The sequence below is a fragment of the Streptomyces capparidis genome, assembly GCF_054782095.1.
Window position 1 is genome coordinate 121,929 of record NZ_BAAGTD010000002.1, and the last position, 21,322, is coordinate 143,250.

Annotated in this window: 22 protein-coding genes and 1 pseudogene; 12 read left to right on the forward strand and 11 right to left on the reverse strand. The window is 73.9% G+C overall.

Annotated elements, in window-relative coordinates:
* The first annotated feature begins 5 nt into the window (after positions 1-5).
* The 4 genes from ACYVO2_RS02570 to ACYVO2_RS02585 all read left to right on the forward strand — a co-directional run bounded on the left by ACYVO2_RS02570 (position 6) and on the right by ACYVO2_RS02585 (position 4,555).
* Positions 6-941 (forward strand): NADP-dependent oxidoreductase, encoded by a 936-nt coding sequence (locus tag ACYVO2_RS02570; protein ID WP_461006025.1) that lies wholly within the window; start codon positions 6-8, stop codon positions 939-941.
* A 140-nt stretch (positions 942-1,081) separates the two neighbouring features.
* Positions 1,082-1,708, forward strand: coding sequence for an HAD family hydrolase (locus tag ACYVO2_RS02575; protein WP_461005875.1), 627 nt, complete (start codon positions 1,082-1,084; stop codon positions 1,706-1,708).
* A gap of 514 nt (positions 1,709-2,222) precedes the next feature.
* Positions 2,223-3,767, forward strand: a complete 1,545-nt coding sequence (locus ACYVO2_RS02580) for a globin domain-containing protein (protein WP_461005876.1) — start codon at positions 2,223-2,225, stop codon at positions 3,765-3,767.
* 62 nt (positions 3,768-3,829) lie between these two features.
* Positions 3,830-4,555, forward strand: coding sequence for a pyridoxamine 5'-phosphate oxidase family protein (locus tag ACYVO2_RS02585; protein ID WP_461005877.1), 726 nt, complete (start codon positions 3,830-3,832; stop codon positions 4,553-4,555).
* A 9-nt stretch (positions 4,556-4,564) separates the two neighbouring features.
* Here ACYVO2_RS02585 and ACYVO2_RS02590 read toward each other — a convergent pair whose 3' ends face one another.
* Positions 4,565-5,062 carry an NUDIX domain-containing protein gene (locus ACYVO2_RS02590; protein WP_461005878.1) on the reverse strand — a complete coding sequence of 166 codons (498 nt, stop codon included), beginning with the start codon at positions 5,060-5,062 and terminating at the stop codon, positions 4,565-4,567.
* A gap of 152 nt (positions 5,063-5,214) precedes the next feature.
* Positions 5,215-6,105 carry a LysR family transcriptional regulator gene (locus tag ACYVO2_RS02595; RefSeq protein WP_461006026.1) on the reverse strand — a complete coding sequence of 297 codons (891 nt, stop codon included), beginning with the start codon at positions 6,103-6,105 and terminating at the stop codon, positions 5,215-5,217.
* A 281-nt stretch (positions 6,106-6,386) separates the two neighbouring features.
* On the opposite strand from ACYVO2_RS02595, the gene ACYVO2_RS02600 reads away from it, so the two are divergent.
* Positions 6,387-6,797, forward strand: coding sequence for a PPOX class F420-dependent oxidoreductase (locus ACYVO2_RS02600; protein ID WP_461005879.1), 411 nt, complete (start codon positions 6,387-6,389; stop codon positions 6,795-6,797).
* A 1-nt stretch (position 6,798) separates the two neighbouring features.
* On the opposite strand, the gene ACYVO2_RS02605 is transcribed toward ACYVO2_RS02600, so the two are convergent.
* On the reverse strand, positions 6,799-8,088 hold the full coding sequence (locus ACYVO2_RS02605) for a glucarate dehydratase family protein (protein ID WP_461005880.1): 1,290 nt from the start codon (positions 8,086-8,088) through the stop codon (positions 6,799-6,801).
* Between the two features lie 220 nt (positions 8,089-8,308).
* On the opposite strand from ACYVO2_RS02605, the gene ACYVO2_RS02610 reads away from it, so the two are divergent.
* From ACYVO2_RS02610 to ACYVO2_RS02620, 3 genes are all read left to right on the forward strand, one after another.
* A complete protein-coding gene (locus ACYVO2_RS02610; RefSeq protein ID WP_461005881.1) occupies positions 8,309-9,226 on the forward strand; it encodes a phosphotriesterase family protein in 918 nt (305 codons plus the stop codon).
* Positions 9,227-9,375: 149 nt separating this feature from the next.
* Positions 9,376-9,933 (forward strand): carboxymuconolactone decarboxylase family protein, encoded by a 558-nt coding sequence (locus ACYVO2_RS02615; protein WP_461005882.1) that lies wholly within the window; start codon positions 9,376-9,378, stop codon positions 9,931-9,933.
* Positions 9,930-10,805, forward strand: a complete 876-nt coding sequence (locus ACYVO2_RS02620) for an RNA polymerase sigma-70 factor (protein WP_461005883.1) — start codon at positions 9,930-9,932, stop codon at positions 10,803-10,805. The genes ACYVO2_RS02615 and ACYVO2_RS02620 overlap by 4 nt, the downstream gene beginning before the upstream one ends.
* A gap of 421 nt (positions 10,806-11,226) precedes the next feature.
* Here the strand turns inward: ACYVO2_RS02620 and ACYVO2_RS02625 are convergent.
* Positions 11,227-11,718, reverse strand: a pseudogene (locus ACYVO2_RS02625) (low molecular weight protein-tyrosine-phosphatase); the annotation flags it as partial.
* Positions 11,719-11,844: 126 nt separating this feature from the next.
* A complete protein-coding gene (locus ACYVO2_RS02630) occupies positions 11,845-12,360 on the reverse strand; it encodes a PPOX class F420-dependent oxidoreductase (RefSeq protein ID WP_461005884.1) in 516 nt (171 codons plus the stop codon).
* 249 nt (positions 12,361-12,609) lie between these two features.
* Between ACYVO2_RS02630 and ACYVO2_RS02635 the strand changes: the two genes are divergently transcribed.
* Positions 12,610-13,071 carry a nuclear transport factor 2 family protein gene (locus ACYVO2_RS02635; RefSeq protein ID WP_461005885.1) on the forward strand — a complete coding sequence of 154 codons (462 nt, stop codon included), beginning with the start codon at positions 12,610-12,612 and terminating at the stop codon, positions 13,069-13,071.
* A 100-nt stretch (positions 13,072-13,171) separates the two neighbouring features.
* Entirely contained in the window at positions 13,172-13,660 is a 489-nt protein-coding gene (locus ACYVO2_RS02640; RefSeq protein WP_461005886.1) for a MarR family winged helix-turn-helix transcriptional regulator, read from the forward strand.
* A gap of 73 nt (positions 13,661-13,733) precedes the next feature.
* Here the strand turns inward: ACYVO2_RS02640 and thiC are convergent, their stop codons facing one another.
* On the reverse strand, positions 13,734-15,554 hold the full coding sequence (gene thiC, locus ACYVO2_RS02645; protein ID WP_461005887.1) for a phosphomethylpyrimidine synthase ThiC: 1,821 nt from the start codon (positions 15,552-15,554) through the stop codon (positions 13,734-13,736).
* A 192-nt stretch (positions 15,555-15,746) separates the two neighbouring features.
* Between thiC and ACYVO2_RS02650 the strand changes: the two genes are divergently transcribed.
* Positions 15,747-17,312 (forward strand): YibE/F family protein, encoded by a 1,566-nt coding sequence (locus tag ACYVO2_RS02650; protein WP_461005888.1) that lies wholly within the window; start codon positions 15,747-15,749, stop codon positions 17,310-17,312.
* Here ACYVO2_RS02650 and ACYVO2_RS02655 read toward each other — a convergent pair.
* The 4 genes from ACYVO2_RS02655 to ACYVO2_RS02670 form a co-directional block, all read right to left on the reverse strand.
* Entirely contained in the window at positions 17,249-18,340 is a 1,092-nt protein-coding gene (locus ACYVO2_RS02655; protein WP_461005889.1) for a pyridoxal-phosphate dependent enzyme, read from the reverse strand. The genes ACYVO2_RS02650 and ACYVO2_RS02655 overlap by 64 nt on opposite strands.
* Complete coding sequence (locus tag ACYVO2_RS02660) at positions 18,337-18,531, reverse strand: DUF5326 family protein (RefSeq protein ID WP_461005890.1); 195 nt, start codon at positions 18,529-18,531, stop codon at positions 18,337-18,339. Before ACYVO2_RS02660 ends, ACYVO2_RS02655 begins: the two co-directional genes overlap by 4 nt.
* Before the next feature lie 145 nt (positions 18,532-18,676).
* Positions 18,677-19,336, reverse strand: a complete 660-nt coding sequence (gene tenA / locus ACYVO2_RS02665) for a thiaminase II (RefSeq protein ID WP_461005891.1) — start codon at positions 19,334-19,336, stop codon at positions 18,677-18,679.
* A 47-nt stretch (positions 19,337-19,383) separates the two neighbouring features.
* Positions 19,384-19,701, reverse strand: coding sequence for a cupin domain-containing protein (locus ACYVO2_RS02670; protein ID WP_461005892.1), 318 nt, complete (start codon positions 19,699-19,701; stop codon positions 19,384-19,386).
* A 118-nt stretch (positions 19,702-19,819) separates the two neighbouring features.
* Between ACYVO2_RS02670 and ACYVO2_RS02675 the strand changes: the two genes are divergently transcribed.
* Positions 19,820-20,197 (forward strand): phage holin family protein, encoded by a 378-nt coding sequence (locus ACYVO2_RS02675; RefSeq protein WP_461005893.1) that lies wholly within the window; start codon positions 19,820-19,822, stop codon positions 20,195-20,197.
* Positions 20,198-20,454: 257 nt separating this feature from the next.
* Here the strand turns inward: ACYVO2_RS02675 and ACYVO2_RS02680 are convergent, their stop codons facing one another.
* Positions 20,455-21,306, reverse strand: coding sequence for a hypothetical protein (locus ACYVO2_RS02680; protein WP_461005894.1), 852 nt, complete (start codon positions 21,304-21,306; stop codon positions 20,455-20,457).
* Positions 21,307-21,322: the final 16 nt, after the last annotated feature.

Here is a 21,322-nt window from a genome sequence, read left to right on the forward strand (position 1 = left end):
CGACGATGCGCGCGATCGGCCAGGACCGGCTCGGCGGGCCCGAGGTGCTGAAGGTCGTGGAGGTGGAGCGGCCTGCGCCGGGGCCCGGCGAGGTGCTGGTCCGGGTGCACGCCACCGCGGTGAACCCGACCGACTTCTGGCACCGGGCCACCGGGGGGCTCGCCGGCGGCGCGCCGATCCGGCTGGGCTGGGACGTCTCCGGCACGGTGGAGGCCGTCGGCCTGGGCGTGACGCTGTTCCGGCCCGGGGACGAGGTGTTCGGCATGCCGCGCCAGCCCCTCCCGGCTGGCACCTACGCCGAGTACGTGGCCGTGCCCGCCCGGCACCTGGCGCGCAGGCCCGCCGGGCTCTCCCACGCGGAGGCCGCCGCCCTGCCGCTGGTGGCGCTCACCGCGTGGCAGGCGCTGGTGGATACCGCGGGGGTGCGCCCGGGGCAGCGGGTGCTGGTGCACGCGGCGGCGGGCGGGGTGGGCCATGTCGCCGTGCAGATCGCCAAGGCGCTCGGGGCGTACGTCGTCGGCACCGCCAGCGCGGGCAAGCACGACCTGGTGCGCGGCCTGGGCGCGGACGAGGTGGTGGACTACACGCGGGTGGACTTCGCCGAGGCGGTGCGGGACGTGGACGTGGTCGTGGACGCCGTCGGCGGCGAGTACGGGCCGCGCTCGCTGCGGACGCTTCGGGAGGGCGGGATGGTGGTGTCGCTGGCCTCGCCCGAGGAGGCGCGGCTCGCCGAGCGGGCGAGCGCGGTCGGGCGGCGCGCCGCCTTCATGATCGTGGAGGCCGACCGGGCGGGGATGCTGGAGATCGCCTCGCTGGTGGAGCGCGGGCTGCTGCGGCCGGTGATCGACACGGTGCTGCCGCTGGAGTCGGCGGCCGAGGCCCACGAGATCGGGGAGCGGGGCCGCGTCAGCGGCAAGATCGTCCTCACCGCGGCGGAGTGACCCGGGCCCGCCGTGCGGGCGGCCGGCACCCGGTGGTGCGCCCCGGCCCGCGGTGCCGCGCCGCCTCGTCCGGCGGCGGCACCGCGGCGGCCGGGGTTTTTGGCGTGTCCCCGTCCAGGTAATCCGCCTACCCTGTCGCCGTGACACGACTGCACATCTTCGACATGGACGGCACCCTGATGCGCGGCTCCTCCGCCTCGATGGAGATCGCGCGCGAGATGGGCCTGGTGGAGGAGTTCCACGCCCTGGAGCGCGAGCTCGCGGCCGGGCTGACGGACCCCCAGGGCTACGCGGCGCGCGCCTACGTGCTGTGGGAGCGGCTGAGCGAGGCGCACGTCGCGGCGGCGTTCGCGCGTGCGCCGTGGCTGACCGGCATACAGGAGGTGTGGGCCGACATCCGGGAGCGCGGGGAGTACTGCGCCGTGATCTCGCTCTCACCGCACTTCTTCGTGCGCCGGTTGCGCGAGTGGGGCGCGCACGAGGCGCGGGCGTCGATCTTCCCCGAACTGCCGTTCGCCGGTGTGGCGCTCGACCCGACCGGGATCCTGTTGCCCGAGTCGAAGGTCACGGTCGCCGACGAGCTGTGCGCGATGTTCGGGGTGGACCGGGCGGACTGCGTGGCCTACGGCGACTCCATGTCGGACGCGCCGCTGTTCACCACCCTGAACACCACCGTCGCGATCAACGCGGACCACCATGTGAGCGGCCTGGCGCGGTACGCCTACACCGGGGGCGACCTGAGGGAGGCCTACGCGCTGGTGCGCTGACAATTCGTCAGGCATGAGACCGGGGAAGGCGTGGCAGACGGCACCGAGGGCGTGCCGGGCCCCCGGGGCGGTACGCACCGTTTTTCGACCACGGTGCCGAAACGGCAAGGGAGTGACAGGAACGAACAGAAAGGGCGGAGTTGCGTAAGGGAGGCCAGGGGTTGTGTATTCGTGTTGGGCCGGTATGGTCATCTGCGTTCAGCCAACAGAAAACGACACGGAGGCCCCCACTAAGAGTCAACATGTCTGACAGGGCGTGGAACCCCGCTCCCGAACTCGCGGCCACGTGCCCGGTCCACCACACCGCCCGTGCGAGCCGTTCCGCCCGGCAACGCTGCCCACACAGCGTCCGCACCCGATCTTCACAGGATCCGCGATCCGTGTTCCGGGCAACGGTTCTCGCACGTGAGGTGGGCAATGGTGGCGGAATCAGGCAGCCGTTCGAGGCAAATGGGGACGCCTTCCTTATCGGGGTCGAGATGTACACGGTGAGAAGCGTGAGGCGAGGCAGACGATGGACGCTCTGAGAGCCACGTCGGCGCACGAGGGAAATCCGCGGGAGGAAAAGGAGCGCACCGGCGCGCCCTCCCCGCAGGGAATGCCCCGGTCGCGCCCGCCCGAGCCGAACGCCGCGGCACGGCAGGGCACCGGGCGGCACGGCGGCGCCCCCGCCCCCGAGGCCGCGGCGGGCCAGGGCGACGGCGGGTGGAGCTGGTTCGCGCCGCGGCGCAGGTCGGAGCAGGACGAGCCGGGGGACCACCAGCCGGCCGACGGCAGCGCCCCCGACCGTCCGGTGGAGCACCCGGCCCCCGGCCGTCCCGCTCCCGGCAGCCCGGCGCCGCAGGCACCCGCGCCGGACCGCCCGGAGCAGGACCGCCCCGCCGGCCCGGGCCCCGCCCCGCACCGCCCGCTCCCGCTGTCGGCGCCGCTCGACGGCGAGCCGGCCTCCCCCGACGCGATCCTCATCCGCCGCACCATGGAGGCCGTCAAGCCCGCCTCCGACAAGGTCATCTCGTACTTCTACGCGACCTTGTTCCTGCACAACCCCGAGGTGCGCGAGCTCTTCCCGGCCGCGATGGACCACCAGCGGGACCGCCTGATGCGGGCCCTGCTGATCGCGGCCAAGCACATCGACGACACCGAGTTCCTCACCCAGTACCTGTCGAACCTCGGGCGCGGCCATCGCAAGTACGGCACCGTGCCGGAGCACTACCCGGCGGTCGGCGAGGCCCTGATCACCGCGCTCGCCCGGTACGCCGGCGAGACGTGGACCGAGGAGGTCGAGGCGGCCTGGGTGCGCGCCTACACCACGATCTCCCAGATCATGATCGACGCCGCAGCCGACGACGAGCTGCGCTCCCCGCCCTGGTGGCAGGCGGAGATCGTCTCCCACGAGCTGCGCACGCCCGACATCGCCGTGATCACGGTGCGGCCCGACCAGCCGTACCCGTTCCTGGCCGGGCAGTACACCACGCTGGAGACCCCGTGGTGGCCGCGGGTGTGGCGGCACTACTCCTTCGCCTCCGCGCCCAGCCCCGACGGGCTGCTCAGCTTCCACGTCAAGGCCGTCCCCGCGGGCTGGGTCAGCACCGCGCTGGTGCACCGCGCCAGGGCGGGCGACGTCATCAGGCTCGGCCCGCCCGCGGGCTCCATGGTGGTGGACCACACCTCGGACAACGGGCTGCTGTGCCTGGGCGGCGGCACCGGGATAGCGCCGATCAAGGCCCTGGTGGAGGACGTGGCCGGGGCGGGGCGCCGGCGCAAGGTCGAGGTGTTCTACGGGGCGCGCAGCGACGACGACCTGTACGACCTGGACACGCTGGTCCAGCTCGCCCGGCGCCACTCGTGGCTTGGCGTGCATCCGGTGGTGGACGGCCGGGACGTGATCGGGCCGCTGCCCGACGTGGTGCGCAAGTACGGCCCGTGGCACGCCTTCGACGCCTACCTCAGCGGCCCGCCCGGGATGATCCGCAGGGGCGTCGACACCCTCACCGGCATCGGTATCCCCACCCACCGCATCCGCCACGACTTCGTGGGCGATCTGGTGACGGCGGACTGACGGCCGCACGGCCCGTCCCGCGTTCAGACAGCACCGCACCAAACCGAAAGGCACGGCACATCGTGTACCGAGATGAGCGCCCCGACCGCCCCGGGTCGCCGGCCGAGCACCGCCTCCAGGAGCAGATGGGCACCACGGCCCGCGCCGACCGGTTCTACGACGAGCAGGTGCTGGACCACCTCAACCCCAGGATGCGGGACTTCGTGGCCCGGCAGGAGATGTTCTTCCTGGCCACGGCGGACGCGAGCGGGGAGTGCGACAACACCTTCCGGGCGGGCCCGCCCGGGTTCCTCCAGGTGCTCGACTCGCGCACCCTGGCCTACCCCGAGTACCGGGGGAACGGGGTGATGGCGAGCCTGGGCAACATCACGGAGAACCCGAACGTCGGCCTGCTGCTGATGGACTTCGTCCGGGACCGCATCGGGCTGCACGTCAACGGCCGGGCCACGGTCCGCACCGACCGGGAGATGCGCACCACGTGGCCGCTGCTGCCGGTGGACCCGGTGCCGGGGCGCCGCCCGCAGGCGTGGGTGGAGATAGCGGTGAAGGAGGCGTACATCCACTGCTCCAAGCACATCCCGCGGATGGCGAAGCTGCCCACGGCGGGCGGCCGGGCCTGGGGCACCGACGACTCCAGACGCAAGGGCGGCGACTTCTTCGGCGCGGCGGCGCGCCGGCACCAGGAGGCCGAGCAGTCCGCGGAGGCCGCGGAGGACCCGGCGCCCGAGCCGTTCAGCGGCTGGTTCGTCCCGGCGCGCGAGCGCGGGGCGCCCCTCACCCACAAGTAGCGGCCCGCCTCACGCCAGGTCGGCCGCGAGCAGCGCCCGCACCCCCTCCACGTTCGCCCGCAGATAGGCGCGCAGGGACGGCGGCACCACCTCCACCGAGCCGATCCCGGCGCGGCTGAAGGGGATGCGCACGATCTCGTACGTGCCGTTGGGCTCGTCCACCTCGGGGCCGTGGCGCCGGGCGGGGTCCATGGAGGCCAGCTTGCACACGAAGAAGTGCTGGACCTTCACCCCCGCCCGCCCGTCCTCGGTGGTGTGCGCGACGGTGTCCACGAACGCGGGGACGACGTCGGTGACCTTCGCCCCGAGCTCCTCGTCCACCTCGCGGTGCAGCGCCTCCACCACACTGCCGTCCCCGGGTTCCACCCCGCCGCCCGGGGTGATCCAGTAGGGCGGCCCGCCCGGCTTGGTCCGCTTGATCAGCAGCAGGTCGCCGCCGTCCAGAAGGATCGCGCGGGCGGTGCGCTTGACCACCGGCCGCTCCTCCGCCGCTCCCGTATCGTGCATGAACGCCGGTCCTTCCGTGTTGCCCGTGGTGGGAGTGTGCCGCCGGCGGGGCCGGGCGAAACGTCCCTGCCGGAGCGAACCGGAGTGGCGGGTTCCGATTCCTTTGCCGCGAGCGCCCGGCGACCGGCCCGCCCGCGCCCCCCGGCCGGCGTTCACCACTGCCCGGCGGCGTCGAGCAGCCGCTCGTGCACCCGCGCGATGTGCGGCTGGGCGAGCGTTCCCGCCCTCGCCACCAGGAAGAACGTGCGCAGCGGCGGCACCGCGAGTTCGAGCAGCGGGACCACCTCCCCGGCCGCCGCCGCCTCCTCGCACAGATACCTGGGCAGCACCGCCGCCCCCGCTCCCGCGCGCACCAGCTCCAGCACCGCGCGCAGGTCGGGCACCACCACCGCACCCGTCCCGGACGGCCGGGCGTCGAAGACGTGCGCCCAGTAGCGGGTGACGAACGGCAGGTCCTCGTCGAAGTCGATCAGCGGGACGCCCGCCAGCACCCGCGGCCCCTGCGCCCGCAGGTCCTCCGGGTCGATCCGCCCGGCCCAGTCGGGCCCCGCGACCAGCACGTCTTCCTCGTCGCACAGCACCGTGGCGGTGAACAGCCGGGCGCGCGAGCGGGTGGCCGTGACGACGAGGTCGTGGTGGACGGCGGCGAGCCCGTTGAGGTTCTCCTCGTCCGCGCCCGGCGACACCCGCAGCTTCACCCCGTCCGCGACCAGCCCGGCCAGCGCGGGCAGCACCCGGCGCGCGGTGAAGTCGCGGGGCCCGGCCAGGTGCAGGGTGCGCGGGGTGTCCCGGCCGACCCCGGCCTCGGTGATCTCCGACAGCGCGTCCAGGTGCGGGGCGACCTTGTGCGCGAGCTCGTCCCCGACCGTGGTCGGCGCCACGCCGCGGGGCAGCCGCAGGAACAGCGGGCGCCCGACCTGCCGCTCCAGCGACCTGATCTGCCCGGTGACGGCGGGCTGGGACAGGCCCAGCAACTGGGCGGCCCGGGTGAAGGAGCCGGCGCGGTGCACGGTGACGAAGGTGCGCAGCAGGGTCAGGTCCACGGCACCCTCCTCCGGGCGAGCCATAAAAATAACGATGGGTGTGGCGAGTTACTGTGATTGGACACTGACGCTGAGTCAACTACCGTTGTTGTGGGCGTGTCTCCGCGCGTTGACCGAATGGTGCCACGGTCCGCGCGGCCCCACGTCCGCGCGGCCGGGATCACGAGGGGGGAGATCCCGGCCGCCGCCGCACCGGCCCCCGTCGCTCCTGCCGCCGCTCCCGCCGCCGCTCCGGAAAAGGTGCGGCGTTGCGGTGTCCGGCCCGCCTAGGATCCGCCGTCATGGCTGTCTCACTGAACGACGCGGTGCGCGGGCTCCTCGACGAGCCGATCCCCGCCGTTCTCGCCACGGTGAACCCCGACGGAAGTCCGCAGACGTCCGTGGTGTGGGTGTGCCGGGACGGGGACGACCTGCTGATCTCCACGGCCGCGGGACGGCGCAAGGAGCGCAACGTCCACCGGGACCCCCGGGTGAGCCTCACCGTGTACGACCCGGCCGACCCGCTGCGCTACGCGGAGATCCGCGGCCGGGCCACCGTCGCCGAGGACACCGGGCGCAGGCTGGCCGTCCGGCTCGCCGAGGAGTACGAGGGGGAGGGCGCGGGCCGGGAGTACCTGGAGCTGCCGCCGGAGGTGGTGCGGGTGGTGCTGCGCGTCACCCCCGAGCGGGTGGTGGGCACCGCCGCCCGGTGAGCTACCAGCGGGGCGCGGCCGGGGTGGTCCACTCCGGCCGGGCCCTGCGCATGGCGGCGGCGTCGTCGCGGTCGCGCAGCGCGCCGTCGTCGTCCAGCCAGCGCCGGTGCAGCGCGGCCAGCCGGGCGCGGTCGAGCTCCACGCCCAGGCCCGGGGCGTCGGTGACCGCCACCCGCCCGCCGCGGACGGGGACGCGCTCGGTCAGCACGTCCTCGGTCTGCCACGGGTAGTGGGTGTCGCAGGCGTGGCCGAGGTTGGGCACGGTCGCCGCGACCTGGGTCATCGCGGCCAGGCTGATCCCCAGGTGGGTGTTGGAGTGCATGGACACGCCCACCCCGAAGGTCCGGCAGATCGCGGCCAGGGTCTGGGTGTTGCGCAGCCCGCCCCAGTAGTGGTGGTCGGACAGCACGATCTGCACGGCGCCGCGGGTGAACGCCCCGGGGATCTCCGGGAAGGTGGTCACGCACATGTTGGTGGCCAGCGGGACGCCGGTGCGCGCGGCGACCTCGGCCATGGCCGGGGCGCCGGTGACCGGGTCCTCCAGGTACTCCAGCACGTCGCGGAGCTCGTCGGCGACCCGGCAGGCGGTCTCCACGGACCAGGCGCCGTTGGGGTCGAGCCGCAGGGGGCGGCCGGGGAACGCGGCGGCGAGCGCGCGGACCGCCGCCACCTCCTCGTCGGGCGGCAGCACCCCGCCCTTGAGCTTGAACGACGCGAACCCGTACCGGTCGTGGAAGCGGCGGGCTTGGTCCACGACCTCCTCGGGGGTGAGGGCCCGGCCCCAGTCGTCGGTCTCGGCGGCGACCCCGTCCGGGTGCGCGGCCCAGCGGTAGAACAGGTAGGCGCTGTACTCGACGGCGTCGCGCACCTTGCCGCCGAGCAGGGCGTGTACCGGGCGGCCCACGGTCCTGCCGAGCGCGTCCAGGCAGGCCACCTCGAAGCCGGACACCACGGACAGGCGCAGCTTGTCGGCGGTCTGGACGCCGCGCAGGCCGCCCGCGGTGACGGAGGCGTCCGAGCCGGTGGGATCGACGGCGACCTCGTCGGCGAGGGCGGCCAGGCCGTTGAGGTCCTCCACCCGGTGGCCGGGGAGACGGTCGGCGAGGGCGCGGGCGAGGTCGAGGAACTTGGTGTCGCCGTAGGTCTCGCCGACGCCGGTCACCCCGCCGTCCGTGGTGACCTCGACCACTAGGCGCGGGGTGTACGGCTGGTGGACGCCCTGGGTGTTCAGCAGGGGCGGGTCGGCGACGAGGATTGGGGTGAGCCGGACGTCGGCGATCGTGGTCGTCATCGGGTGAGTCCTTCCGCCAGGTCCGGGCGCCCCGCAGCGGGAGCCTGTCTCCCCTTGTGGACGTCGTCCATGTATGCAGATGAGACGTACGCAGATGAAGGCTAGGTAGGGGGACCGGCCCCGTCAATGGCGCCTCCGGCGGGCGGACCGCCCCCGGCCACGCCCGTCCGGCGCGGGTGCGGGAGGCTTGATCCGATCACACGGATCCGGAGGTGAGGACATGGCGGAGCCGGGCGAGGCGGCCGTCCGTACCGTGCTCGGGGACATCCCCCCGGGCGAGCTGGGCGTCTGCGACGCCCACGACCACCTGTTCCTGCGCAGCCCGCGACTGCCCGGCGAGCAACTGGACGACCCGGAAGCCGCCGAGGCCGAACTCGCCGCCTTCCGCGCGGCGGGCGGCGCGGCCGTGGTGCAGTGGACCCCGCACGGCATGGGCCGCCGCCGCGCCGACCTGGCCGCGCTGGCCCGCAGGACCGGGGTCCACCTGGTCGCCGCGACCGGGCTGCACCAGGCCGTGCACTACCCGCCGGGCGTGCTGGAGCGGATCGGGGACGGCCTGGCCGAGCTGTTCACCGCGGAGCTGACCACGGCGCCGGTCCGGGCCGGACTGATCAAGGTCGCCGGGGACTTCCACCGACTGGACGGCCACGCCCGCAGGACCATGGCCGCCGCCGCCTCGGCCCACCACGCCACCGGCGCGCCCGTCGCCGTCCACCTGGAGGGCGGGACGGCCGCCCTGGAGGTGATCGACCTGCTGTGCGGCGAGCACGGGATGCCGCCCGAGCGGGTCGTCCTCGGCCACCTGGGGCGCTTCCCCGACATCCGCGTCCACCGGTGGGCGGCCGAGCGCGGCGTGTTCCTGGCGTTCGACGGGCCCTCCCGCGCCCACCACGCCACCGACTGGCGGCTCCTCGACGCCCTCACCGCGCTCGCCGACGCCGGGCACGCCGGGCAGGTGCTGCTCGGCGGCGACACCACCACCGCCGCGGCCCGCGCCGCGACCGGCGGCGGCCCCGGCATGGCGCACCTGCTCACCGCGCTGCGGCCCAGGCTGGTGCGCGCGCTCGGCGAGGAGTTCGCCGCCGCGGTGTTCACCGCCAACCCGGCGCGGGCGCTGGCCGTGCGGTGGCGCGGCTGACGCGGAACCGGCCCGCGCCGCCTCGTCCTCCCGGGACCGTGTCACACTCCGCGGGCCCGCCCTGTCCTCCTTGTGAGGGCGCGCACCGGGCCGCGGCACCGACCGCGGCGGGCACGCGCCGAGGCACATCGACAAGGAGGCGAACGCACGTGGCACGCATCTCCCTCGACCCCCCGCGCGGCCTGCTCTTCCGGATCGGCGAGTGGTACTCCAAGCGCGTGTACGGGGCCGTGCTCGACCCGGGCCGGGCGTGGGCGCACAACACCAAGGTGCTGCTCGGGCTGACCGGGTTCGAGCGGAAGGTCGCCAAGTGGGACCGGCTCGACCCGGTGCTCAAGGAGCTCGCCGTGATGGCCACGGCCGTCCGGATCGGGTGCTCGTGGTGCGTGGACTTCGGCTACTGGGAGGGGCACCGGATCGGCGTCCCGGCGGAGAAGCTGCGCGCCGTGCCGGAGTTCCGGGACCGCCCCGAGGCCTTCAGCGAGCTGGAGCTCGCCGTCATGGAGTACGCCGTGGCGATGACCGAGTCCGTGCCCGCCGTCACCGACGAGATGGCGAAGCAACTGGTGGACAGGCTCGGCGAGCCCGCGTTCGTCGAGCTGACCGCGATCGTCGCGGTGGAGAACCTGCGCTCCCGCATGAACGCCGCGTTCGGCCTGACCGGCCAGGGGTTCACCGACCGCTGCGCGGTACCGTCGAGGTCGTGACCGAGACCTCCACCGCCCTGCGGACCTTCGAGGAGCACCGGACGACGCTGCTCGGCATCGCCTACCGCATGCTGGGCAGCGTCGCCGACGCCGAGGACGTCGTGCAGGACGCCTGGCTGAAGTGGAGCACGGTCGACGCTGCGGCGGTGGAGCGGCCGCGGGCCTATCTGGTGCGGACCGTCGCCAACCTCTCCCTGAACCGGCTCAACGCCGCGTCCGCCCGGCGCGAGGCGTACGTCGGCCCGTGGCTGCCGGAGCCGGTGGTGACGGCGCCGGACGCCAGCGGGGACGTGGAGCGGGCCGAGGACGTGTCGCTGGCGATGCTGGTGGTGCTGGAGACGCTCTCGCCGCTGGAGCGCGCGGTGTTCGTGCTGAAGGAGGTCTTCGGCTTCTCCTACACCGAGATCGCGCGGATGCTGGACCGCGGCGAGGCGTCGGTGCGTCAGGTCGGCAGCCGGGCGCGCGGCCATGTGCGGGCGCGCAGGCCCCGCTACCGGGCGCCCGCCGACCGGCGGCGGCAGGTCACCGACGAGTTCCTGGCCGCGTGCGTCGGCGGCGACATCAACCGGGTGATGGAGCTGCTCGCGCCCGAGGTCACCGCCTGGACGGACGGCGGCGGCAAGGTCCGCGCCGCGCTGCGCCCGCTGTACGGCGCGGAGAAGGTGGCCCGCTGGGTGGTCGGGGTGGTGACCGGGCTGCTGCCCGGCATGGCGGTCCACGCGGTGGACGTCAACGGTGACCCGGGGGTGCTGGTCACCGTGGACGGGAAGCCGGACGGGGTCGGCCTGGTGGAGGTGGACGAGAACGGCGCCGTCGAGGCGGTCCGGCTGATCCGCAACCCGGACAAGCTCCGGGGAGTGACCGCGCCCTGAGGGGGGCTCAGGCGCCCTGGCACGACCCGGGGGCCGCGCCGCGCCGCCCGCCGCCCCTCGCGTGCCTGCCGCGGCCGCCGACCCGGCCGAGCCTGCCGCCCCGGCCGCCCTCGGCGCCCCGGCCGTCCTCGCGGCCCTTCGCGCTCCTGCTGTTCCTGCCGTCGCTCTTGCCGCTCTTCCCGCTCTTGCCGTCCTTGACGTCGTTCTTCGAGTCCTTCCCGCTCTCCCCGTTCGCGGAGCCCTCGCCGTTCCCGCCGCTTTCACCGCTGCCGGCGTCCCCGCCGTTCCTCCGGCCGTCGCCGTCCCCGTTCCGCCCGGGGCCGTCGCCGTCCTTCCCGCCCCCGCCCCCGACGCCGGGCCCGCCCGGCCCGCTCGTCCGGCTCCCGCTCCCGGCCCCGTTCCTGCCGCCGTCCGCGGGTGCCACGTGCGCCCGGATCGCCTCGAGCAGCCCGTCCGAGGCCGCCTCGATCAGCTCCAGGCAGAGCCGGAACTGGTCCATCCCCCCGAAGTACGGGTCCGGCACGTCCAGGTGCGGCCCGCTGGCGGCGGGGTCGAACGTGCGCAGCAGGCGGACCTTCTCCACGTCCCGCGGTGTCGGCGCGAGGTGGCGCAGGAACCGGGCGTGGCCCTCGTCCAGCGCCACCACCAGGTCGAGGCCGACGAACCACTCGACCTTGAACTGCCGCGCCGAGTGGTCGTCGGGGTAGCCGTGCTCGGCGAGCACCGCCACGGTCCTCAGGTCGGCGCCCTCCCCCTCGAACCAGCCGCCCGTTCCGCCGCTGTTCACCTTGATGCGGTCCGCCAGGCCCGCCGCCGCCACCCGGGACCGGAAGACGGAGGCGGCCATCGGGGAGCGGCAGATGTTGGCGGTGCACACGAAGCACACGCGGTACAGGGCGCTGCCGGCCCGCATCACGGGCGCGGGGGCGGCGGCGACGCCACGGACCGGGGGTGCTGTCATGCCCTCCATCATCGGTGATGGCGCGGCCGGGAGCACCGGACCGTGACGGCGTCGTGACCCTTGGAGGTGCCGGGGCCGTCACGGGACGTCGAGGGCCGTCCCGTAGAGCCGGGAGACCCGCAGCCGGATCACCAGCCTGCGATCGGCGACCATCTGGGCGAGGAACGCGGCCTCGTCCGCGCTGTCGGCGAAGCCCGGGGTGAGGGCGAGCAGCTCCCGGCCGGTGGCGTCGCCCGGCTCGGTGCTCACCTCGGACAGCTCCGCCCGGCCCTCGGCCACCGCGAACGACCAGTGGTCGGCGGAGGAGACGTACAGCGAGGCGCGCGGGTCCCGGCGCAGTTGACGGACCTTCAGGCGGTCGGCGGTGGTGCTGATCCGGATCAGGCGCTCCTCGGGCGACCAGGAGTAGACGACGGTGCTGAGGTGAGGGCTGCCGTCCTTCCTGGTGGTGGCCAGCGCCCCGAAGACATGGCCGGCCAGGAGCCCGGAGAGGGCGCCGTCGGCGAGGGAGCGCGGGGGCGGGCCGCCGCCGGGGCCGTATTCGGCGGTCTCGGTGGGCTCGGCGGTCTCGGTGGGGGAGGGGGTGGCGGACATGGGGTCTCCCTTGTGGCTGTGGGGTTCGTCGTCGGCGGCTCGGAGGGGACGGCCGCCGGGCCCTCCGGGGCGCTCCGACCGCTGAGGACTGCGGTCGTCGCTGGTCGGAGACCTGTCGGCGGTGTTGTGCGGGCCACCGGTTAAGACATTAGCAGAACGTCTACTTCAAAACTATCTCCCTCCGTATCGAGTTCACCTGGTGTGACAGGGGTTGACCTGAAGCGAACTTGAGGAAGGAGGCTGACCGGCATGGACACCGACACCCTGGCGCGGCAGCTCCGCGAACTGACCGACCGCGCCGAGATCACCGAACTGCTCGACCGCTACCTGCGCTCCCTGGACGAGGGCCGCATCGACGAGAAGTGGGCCCGCGCCTTCCACACCGAGGACGTCGTCTGGCGGATGCCCGTCGGGACGTTCCACGGGCGCGACACCGTCCTGGAGCGCACCCGGAGCGCCATGGCGCTGTTCGACCGGACCGTGCACCTGAGCACCAACGTCGTCGTCGAGCTCGACGGCGACCGGGCCACGGCGCGCGGCGCCCAGTTGAGCACCCATGTGCTCGCGGACGGCTCGGAGCAGGAGGAGCTCTTCGTCTCCGCGGGCCACACGGAGACCGAGCTGGTCAGGACCGCCGAGGGCTGGCGGATCAGCGCCACCTCGCTGCGGGTGGCGTGGACGCGCGGCACCCCGCCCCGGATCCCGGAGTAGCCCGCCCCGGGGCGCGTCTCCCAGGTGCGTCTCCGGACTCCGCCGGATAGTTCGCTTGGCGGATAATCCGCTAGCCCCCTATCCGGCCTAGACTGGCTCCATGACGACCAGCACCCCAAGCCGCACCGTCCCGGACGTCTCCCACCTGCTGGCGCACACCAGCCATGTGCTGGCGACGCGGATGGCGGCGGCCTTCGCCGAGGTCGGCATCACCCCGCGCGCCTTCTGCGTGCTCTTCCACGCCCTGGAGGAGGAGCGCACCCAGATCCAGCTCGCGGAGATCTCCGACCTGGACAAGACGACGATGGTCGTCACGGTGGACGAGCTGGAGCGGGCCGGCCTCGCCGAGCGCCGGCCCTCCGGCAGGGACCGGCGGGCCAGGATCATCTCCGTCACCGAGGAGGGCGAGCGCGTCGCCGCCGAGGGCGCCCGCATCGCGGACCGGGTGCACCGCGAGGTGCTCGGAGCCCTGGCCGAGGACGAGGCACAGGTGCTGGTCCGGGCGCTGACCCGGCTCGCGGAGGGCCATCTGGCGGAGCCGGTGGAGTGCGGCGGGCAGGTGCGCAGGGCCCGCCAGGCGCGCGGCTGACGCGGGGGCGCCCGCGCCCGGCGCCTCCCGCCCGCGCTGCCCCACGGGCGGGAGACCGGTCACCGGGCGGGCGCTACTCCACCACGGGCAGGTACAGCCGGTGCCCCGAGGCGGCGAACTCCTCCGCCTTCGCGCGCATGCCCGCCTCGGCGTCAGCGAGGACCTCGGCGTCCGCGGGGCCCTGCGCGTCCCCGGGCCGCCCCGCCCCGCCGAACTCGCCCCTGATGTCGCGCGAGATCTTCATCGAGCAGAACTTCGGGCCGCACATCGAGCAGAAGTGCGCCGTCTTCGCCGCCTGGGCGGGCAGCGTCTCGTCGTGGAACGCCCGCGCCGTGTCCGGGTCGAGGGACAGGTTGAACTGGTCCTCCCACCGGAACTCGAACCGCGCGTCCGACAGCGCGTCGTCCCACTCCCGCGCGCCCGGGTGCCCCTTGGCCAGGTCCGCCGCGTGCGCCGCGATCTTGTACGTGATGACGCCGGTCTTCACGTCGTCCTTGTCCGGCAGCCCCAGGTGCTCCTTCGGGGTGACGTAGCAGAGCATCGCCGTCCCCCACCACGCGATCATCGCCGCGCCGATCCCGGACGTGATGTGGTCGTACCCGGGGGCGATGTCCGTCGTCAGCGGGCCGAGGGTGTAGAACGGCGCGCCGTCGCAGATCTCCTGCTGGAGCTCCACGTTCTCCTTGATCAGGTGCATCGGGACGTGGCCCGGGCCCTCGATCATGGTCTGCACGTCGTGGGCGCGGGCGATCCGGTTCAGCTCGCCCAGCGTGCGCAGCTCCGCGAACTGCGCCTCGTCGTTGGCGTCCGCGACCGACCCCGGCCGCAGGCCGTCACCGAGCGAGTAGGTGACGTCGTAGGCGCGCAGGATCTCGCACAGCTCCTCGAAGTGCGTGTACAGGAAGTTCTCCCGGTGGTGCGCCAGGCACCAGGCCGCCATGATCGAGCCGCCGCGGGAGACGATGCCGGTCTTCCGGCGCGCCGTCAGCGGGATGTACCGCAGCAGCACGCCCGCGTGGACGGTCATGTAGTCCACGCCCTGCTCGCACTGCTCGACGACGGTGTCCCGGTAGACCTCCCAGCTCAGCTCCTCCGCCCTGCCGCCCACCTTCTCCAGCGCCTGGTACAGCGGCACGGTGCCGATGGGCACCGGCGAGTTGCGCAGCACCCACTCGCGGGTGGTGTGGATGTTCCGCCCGGTGGACAGGTCCATCACGGTGTCCGCGCCCCACCGGGTGGCCCAGGTCATCTTCTCCACCTCCTCCTCGATGGAGGAGGTCACCGCGGAGTTGCCGATGTTGGCGTTCACCTTCACCAGGAACCGCTTCCCGATGATCATCGGCTCGATCTCCGGGTGGTTGACGTTCGCCGGCAGCACCGCGCGGCCCGCCGCGATCTCCTCGCGGACCACCTCCACGGGGACGTTCTCCCGCAGCGCGACGAACTCCATCTCCTCGGTGACCACCCCGCGCCGCGCGTACGCCAACTGGGTGACGGCGGCGCCGCCGCGGGCCCGGCGCGGCAACCGGGGGCGGCCGGGGAACACCGCGTCCAGGTTGTCCAGGGCACCGCTCCGGGGCGTGGTGTGCCGGACCCCGTCGTCCTCGGGGCGCACGGGGCGGCCCGGGTACTCCTCGGTGTCACCGCGGCCGGTGATCCAGTTCTGGCGCAGCGGCTCCAGCCCGCGGCGGACGTCCGTGGTGACCGCGGGGTCGGTGTACGGGCCGGAGGTGTCGTACAGCGTGACGCCCCGGCCGTCGGTCAGATGGACTCGGCGCACGGGCACCCGCAGATCCGGACGGGATCCCACCAGGTGGTCCTTGTGCCACCCGATCGGGCCCTTTTCAGGGCCGTCCGACACGGAGGCAGACGTGTGCGCATCCTGCATGGTCATGCGAAGACCCACTCCCTACGCCGGCATTACCCGGTAACAGGTTCAGCGGTCGGCGCAGCGTGGATTCCGTGGCGCGGATGCGTATCCACGGATGTCAGCGCCCTCTCAGCCCGGTGCTCCGAGCTCCCGCGTTCATTGCGAAGACGCGACCAAGCTAGCCGCTCGATTGGCGCCCGCGCCAGGGGGACACGGATGATCGGACCGGATGCGGAGAGGAGCCACGACGTGCGGCAGAACGCGGGGCAGCCGGAGAACGAGGGCCCGTACGGCGGGGCGGCGGCCGGGGAAGGACCGGGCGGAGGCGGGCAGACGCCCGGCGAAGGGCCAGGTCACGGCCATCCCCCGGGGCCCGCCCCCGGGCAGGGGCACGGGCAGGGCCCCGGCCCCGAGCAGGGGCACGGCCACGGGCACGGCCATGCCCACGGCCCGGCGCAGCCCGTCTCCACCCATCTGCGCAAGGTGATCGCGGCCGTGCTGGTGCCGTTCGCGGCGGCCGTGCTCACCGGGCTCGTGGTGCTGTGGCCCGGCGGGGTGCCGCCGCACGAGCGCACCGGGGTCGGCTTCGACCAGGAGACGCAGAAGGCGAAGGTCGTCAAGGTCGAGCAGCGGTCCTGCGCCGAGCTGAACGCGGGCCCCGCCCAGCAGCAGCCCGGCGGCACGGGGCAGGACGGGCAGGGCGGCGCGGCCGAGGACGACTGCGAGCTGGCCACCATCGAGGTCACCACCGGCAAGGACAAGGGCCGCACCTTCACCGAGGTGATCCGCCCCGACCAGTTGCGCAGGTACGAGGTGGGGCAGGGCGTCGTCGTCGCCTACGCCCCGAACGCCCCGCGCGAGCTCCAGTACTCGGTGACCGACGTGCAGCGCGGCTTCCCGATGGCGCTGCTCGCCGGACTCTTCGCGCTGGTCGTCGTCGGCGTGGGGCGGCTGCGCGGACTGACGGCGCTGATCGCCCTCGTCATCAGCTTCGGGGTGCTGACGCTGTTCATCCTGCCCGCCATCCTCCAGGGCTCCAACCCGCTGCTGGTGGCCGTCGTCGGCGGCAGCGTGATCATGCTGTCGGCGCTGTACCTGTGCCACGGCCTGTCCGCCCGCACCTCGGTCGCGGTGCTGGGCACACTGGTGTCGCTGCTGCTCATCGGGCTGCTGGGCTCGCTGTTCATCGGCTGGGCCAGACTGACCGGCAACACCTCCGACGAGACCGGCCTGGTGCACTCCCTGTACCCGGACATCGAGATCCGCGGCCTGCTGCTCGCGGGCGTCATCATCGGCTCCCTCGGTGTGCTCGACGACGTCACCGTCACCCAGACCTCCGCGGTGTGGGAACTGAAGGCCGCCAACCCGTCCATGACCGCGCGCCAGTTGTACCGGGCGGGCCTGCGCATCGGCCGCGACCACATCGCGTCCACCGTCAACACCCTGGTGCTGGCCTACGCGGGCGCCGCGCTGCCGATGCTGCTGCTGTTCTCCATCGCGCGCAGCGACGTGCTGACGGTGGCGAACAGCGAGCTGGTGTCCGAGGAGATCGTGCGTACCCTGGTCGGCGGCATCGGCCTGGTGGCGTCCGTGCCGGTGACCACGGCGCTGGCCGCGCTGATCGCGTCGGCGGACCACGGGGGGGACGGCGGCGCGGGCAAGGGCCTGCCGAGGCTGGGCGGGCGCGGCCCCGGGCGGGGCACCGGGCGGCGGCGCCGTCAGGGCCCGGCGGGCGGCCGCCAGTCGCCGCCGGACAGGAACGCCTCCACGGCGTCCTGGTAGGGCCCCGGGTCCAGGCCGCGCCCGCGCACCCAGGCGTCGTCCCAGTACGTGTTCCTGTGGTGCGCGGCGCCGTCCGCGAGCACCGTGGCCACGCAGCCGCGCAGCCCGTCCCGGCGCATCACCGCGATCAGCTCGAACGCCCCCCACAGGTTGGCGCCCGTGGACGGGCCAGACTCCAGGCCGGTGTCCGCCCGCAGTCGCCGCATCGCCGCCACGCTCGCCGCGTCCGGGACGGGCACCACCATGTCCACCAGGTCCGGGTGGAAGCCCGGCTCCATCCGGGGCCGCCCGATCCCGTCGATCCGTGACGGCATGCCCGTGGCGTAGTCGGCGGCGCCGCTTATCCAGCCTGGGAAGTACGCCGAGTTCTCCGGGTCCACCACCGCCAGCCGGGTGGCGTAGCCGTTCCGCCGCAGATGGCGGCCCACCGCCGACGAGGTGGCGCCCGTGCCCGCGCCCACCACGATCCACGCGGGAACCGCCGCCCCGGCCTCCGCCAGCGAGGCGAACAGGTCGGAGGCCACCGTGCCCGCCTCGTGGGCCAGCGCCAGGTCGGTGCCCGCGAAGTGGTCCAGGTAGTGGCCCGAGCACTCGGCGGCGATCCGCCGCGCCTCGTCGTACACGGCCGGGGGCGGGCCGCCGTGGCGGACGCACTTGCCGCCGTGCGCCTCGATCTCCGCGGTCCGCTCGGCCGGGGTGCGCTCCGGCACCACGGCGACGAACGGCAGGTCGAGCAGCCGCGCGAAGTAGGCGGCGGCCACCGCGGCGGCGCCGCCCGTCGCGGTGACGACGGTCGTGCCCTCGTCGATCCGCCCGCTCTCCACCGCCTCGGCGAACAGCCCCCGCATCACCCGGTGCTTCAGGCTGCCGGTGGGCTGCGCCGACTCGTCCTGGACGTACAGCCCGAGACCCCACTCGGCGGGCAGCGGGAAGGCGTGCAGCGGCATCCGCGGCACCGCGCGCGCCTCCAGTGCCAGGTAGTCGAGCGCCTCGGCGCTCCACCGCCGCGCCGCCAGCCGCTCCGTCACGTCCGCGCCGTGAACTTCTTCACCACGAACAGCACCAGCGCGACCAGGGCGACCAGCAGCAGCACCTTGAACAGCAGGCCGATCACGAAGCTGAGCACGCTCATCAGCACCGAGCCGAACACCAGCAGCACCAGCACCGGGAGCAGGCCCCAGCGCACCCACGCGGGCAGCCCCGCGAGCACCTTCTTCATCTCGAACCGGCCCTCCTCCTTGGCTGCTGTCGAGCTTACGACCGCCTCCGGCGCCCCACGAAGGGCCCAAGGGCCCCACCGGCCCCGGATTCGCCCCCTACGGGACGCGGGCCCCGCCGCGGCCCCCGGCCCTCATACCGGGCTCTCACACCGGCCAGGTCTCCTGGCGCCACGCCGCGTCCCAGAACATCCACTCGTAACGCGCGGTCAGCGCGAAGTGGGCGGTCGCCCGCTCGCGCTCCACCGGGGAGAGCTCCTCCCCCACCCGGTCGGCCAGCGCCACCACCCTGCGCACCACGCCCTGGAACTCCTCGTCGCCGTACACGCCGATCCAGCGCGCGTACAGCGGGTCGGGCGAGGACTTGGCCAGCAGCTCGGCGCCGACCTTCGCGTAGATCCAGTAGCAGGGCAGTACCGCGGCCAGGCCCTCGGCGAACGAGCCCTGGTGCACGGTCGCCAGCAGATAGCTGGTGTAGGCGCGGGTCGTCGGCAGCACCTGCTCGTCACCCGGGCGGTCCCCGCCGAGCGCCTCCATGAAGCCGCGGTGCATCTCCTGCTCGGCGGCGATCGCGCCCACCGCGTCACCGGCGAACGCCCGCACGTCGTCGTCCCCCGGCGCCTTGGCCGCGCACACCGCGAGGGCCCTGGCGTAGTCCTTCAGATAGTGGGAGTCCTGCACCACGAAGTGCCGGAACGCGCCGTGCGGCAGGGACCCGTCGGTCAGGCCCCGGATGAAGGGGTGGTCGAGGATGGCGGCGTAGGTGGACTGGGCACTGTCCCAGAGCTGCCGACTGAAGGGGGGCACGGGGCTCCTCGGGGGTGTGGGGTGGGGGTGTCGGGGCGCGGAGGGTTCTAGCCCTCCGGGGGTGAGAACACCACCAGCACCCGGAGGTCCTCGGTGACGTGGTGGAAGCGGTGCGGCACGCCCGCGGGGACGTAGACCACGCAGCCGCGGGCGACCTGGGTGGTCTCCTGCCCGACGGTGATGGAGGCGCGGCCGCTCACCACCAGGTACACCTCGTCCTGCTCGTGCGGCTGCTGGGTGTCGAGCTCGCCGGGCGACAGCGCGTACAGACCGGCGGACATGTTCCGCTCGGTGAGGAACCGCAGGTAGGCCCCCCGGTTCGCGGAACGCTCCGCCTCGAGGTCGTCCAAGCGGAACACCTTCATCTGCTGCCGCCTCCCGGGCTCGGTGCACGGCCTTCCGGCCGCGTGTGGTCAACCGCCGAGGTCATTCAACCCTGCCCGGGCGTTCGACTGGAGGCCCCCCGGCTGCGACGATCCTCCGATGAAGAACTTCCTGGTCACGACGGTGGCCAACGCGGTGGCCCTCGGGGTGGCGACCTGGGTCCTCGCCGGGATCACCCTGTCCGAGGACGGCACCGCGCGCAAGGCGGTCACCCTGGTCCTCGTCGCGCTCCTGTTCGGGGTGATCAACGCCCTGGTCAAGCCGATCGTGCGGCTGATGGCGCTGCCGCTGTTCGTCCTCACCCTGGGCCTGTTCACGTTCGTGGTGAACGCGCTGATGCTGTGGCTCACCTCGTGGGCCTCGGAGGCGGTGGGCCTGAGCTTCGAGGTGGACGGCTTCTGGACGGCCCTGCTCGGCGCCCTGATCGTGAGCGTCGTCTCCTGGGCGGTCAGCGTGGCCCTGCCGGACGGCGAGTGAGCCGGGCGTTCGCCCGGCTGGACGCGCCGGTTGCCCCAGCAGAAGGGAAGACCGCCCGCCCACCCGTCTCCCCGCCCACCACCCCATCGCGAGCCCCGTGCCCGTGAGCCGGGCGTTCGCCCGACTGGACGCGCCGGTTGCCCCGCAGAAGGAAAGACCGCCCGCTCCCGGCCGCGAGAGGCCGTTGGCGCGGCGGGAGCGGACGGCGCCGTTGTGCCCCTTCCCGTCACATTAACCCCGGCGGGGCCGCCGGTGGCTCAGGCGCGGTCCGTGTCGGGGCGGCCGAAGCCGGTGTCGAAGTCGGGGCTGGAGAACTCCGGGCTCGTGTACCGCGGGCTGGAGAACTCCGGGCCGTGCCGGGGCTCGGCCGGGTCGTCGGGGTTGGGGCTGCTGAAGCCGGGGCGGCTGTAGCCCAGCGGTGAGGTGCGCCGGGCCGGCCCCGCGTTGCCCGACGGCACCGGCGGGGTGCGGTCCGCCGGCTCGGCGGCGCTGAGCGCGCGCTCGAGGAACGGGCGCACACCCCGCTCCCGCAGGGCGTCGCGCCACGCGTCCCTGGCCGCGGCCACCTCGGGGGAGGCGGCGACCCGCAGCGCCTCGGCGTCGGCCGCGGTGTTGCGCAGCGCCGTCAGCACCACCGCGATCATGCCCGTGACCAGGCCGGCGACCGCGATCCCGGCGAACAGCCACCCGGCGAACACCAGCGAACCCGCGGCGTCCGGGTCCGGGTCCTCCAGTTTCATCAGGTAGCCGACGCACAGCAGGACCACGGCGGACAGGCCCGCGAGGATCGGCGTGAGGACGGTGACGACGGCGAGCATGCCCGCCCCGCCGCCGTCGTCCGTACCGGTGGTCCCGTCCGCCACCGCCCGCTCGCCGGAGCCGGATCTCCTGACCTCCTCGCGGACGTCCAGGTAGCGCGCGTACTCGGCGGCGGCGCAGGCGTTGATGGCGGCGACGGCCTCCAGGGCGAGTGTGCGAAGCTGCTCGGAGTTCAGGCGCGCGGGCGCGCCGAGGCCGACATGGCGCTTCTCCTCGTCGTGCAGGGCCTCGTCGAGAACCCTTTCGAAGTCCTGGCGGTCCTCGCTCTGCAAGTGCGGAGCGCTGTTCATTCGTATCCCAGCTTTC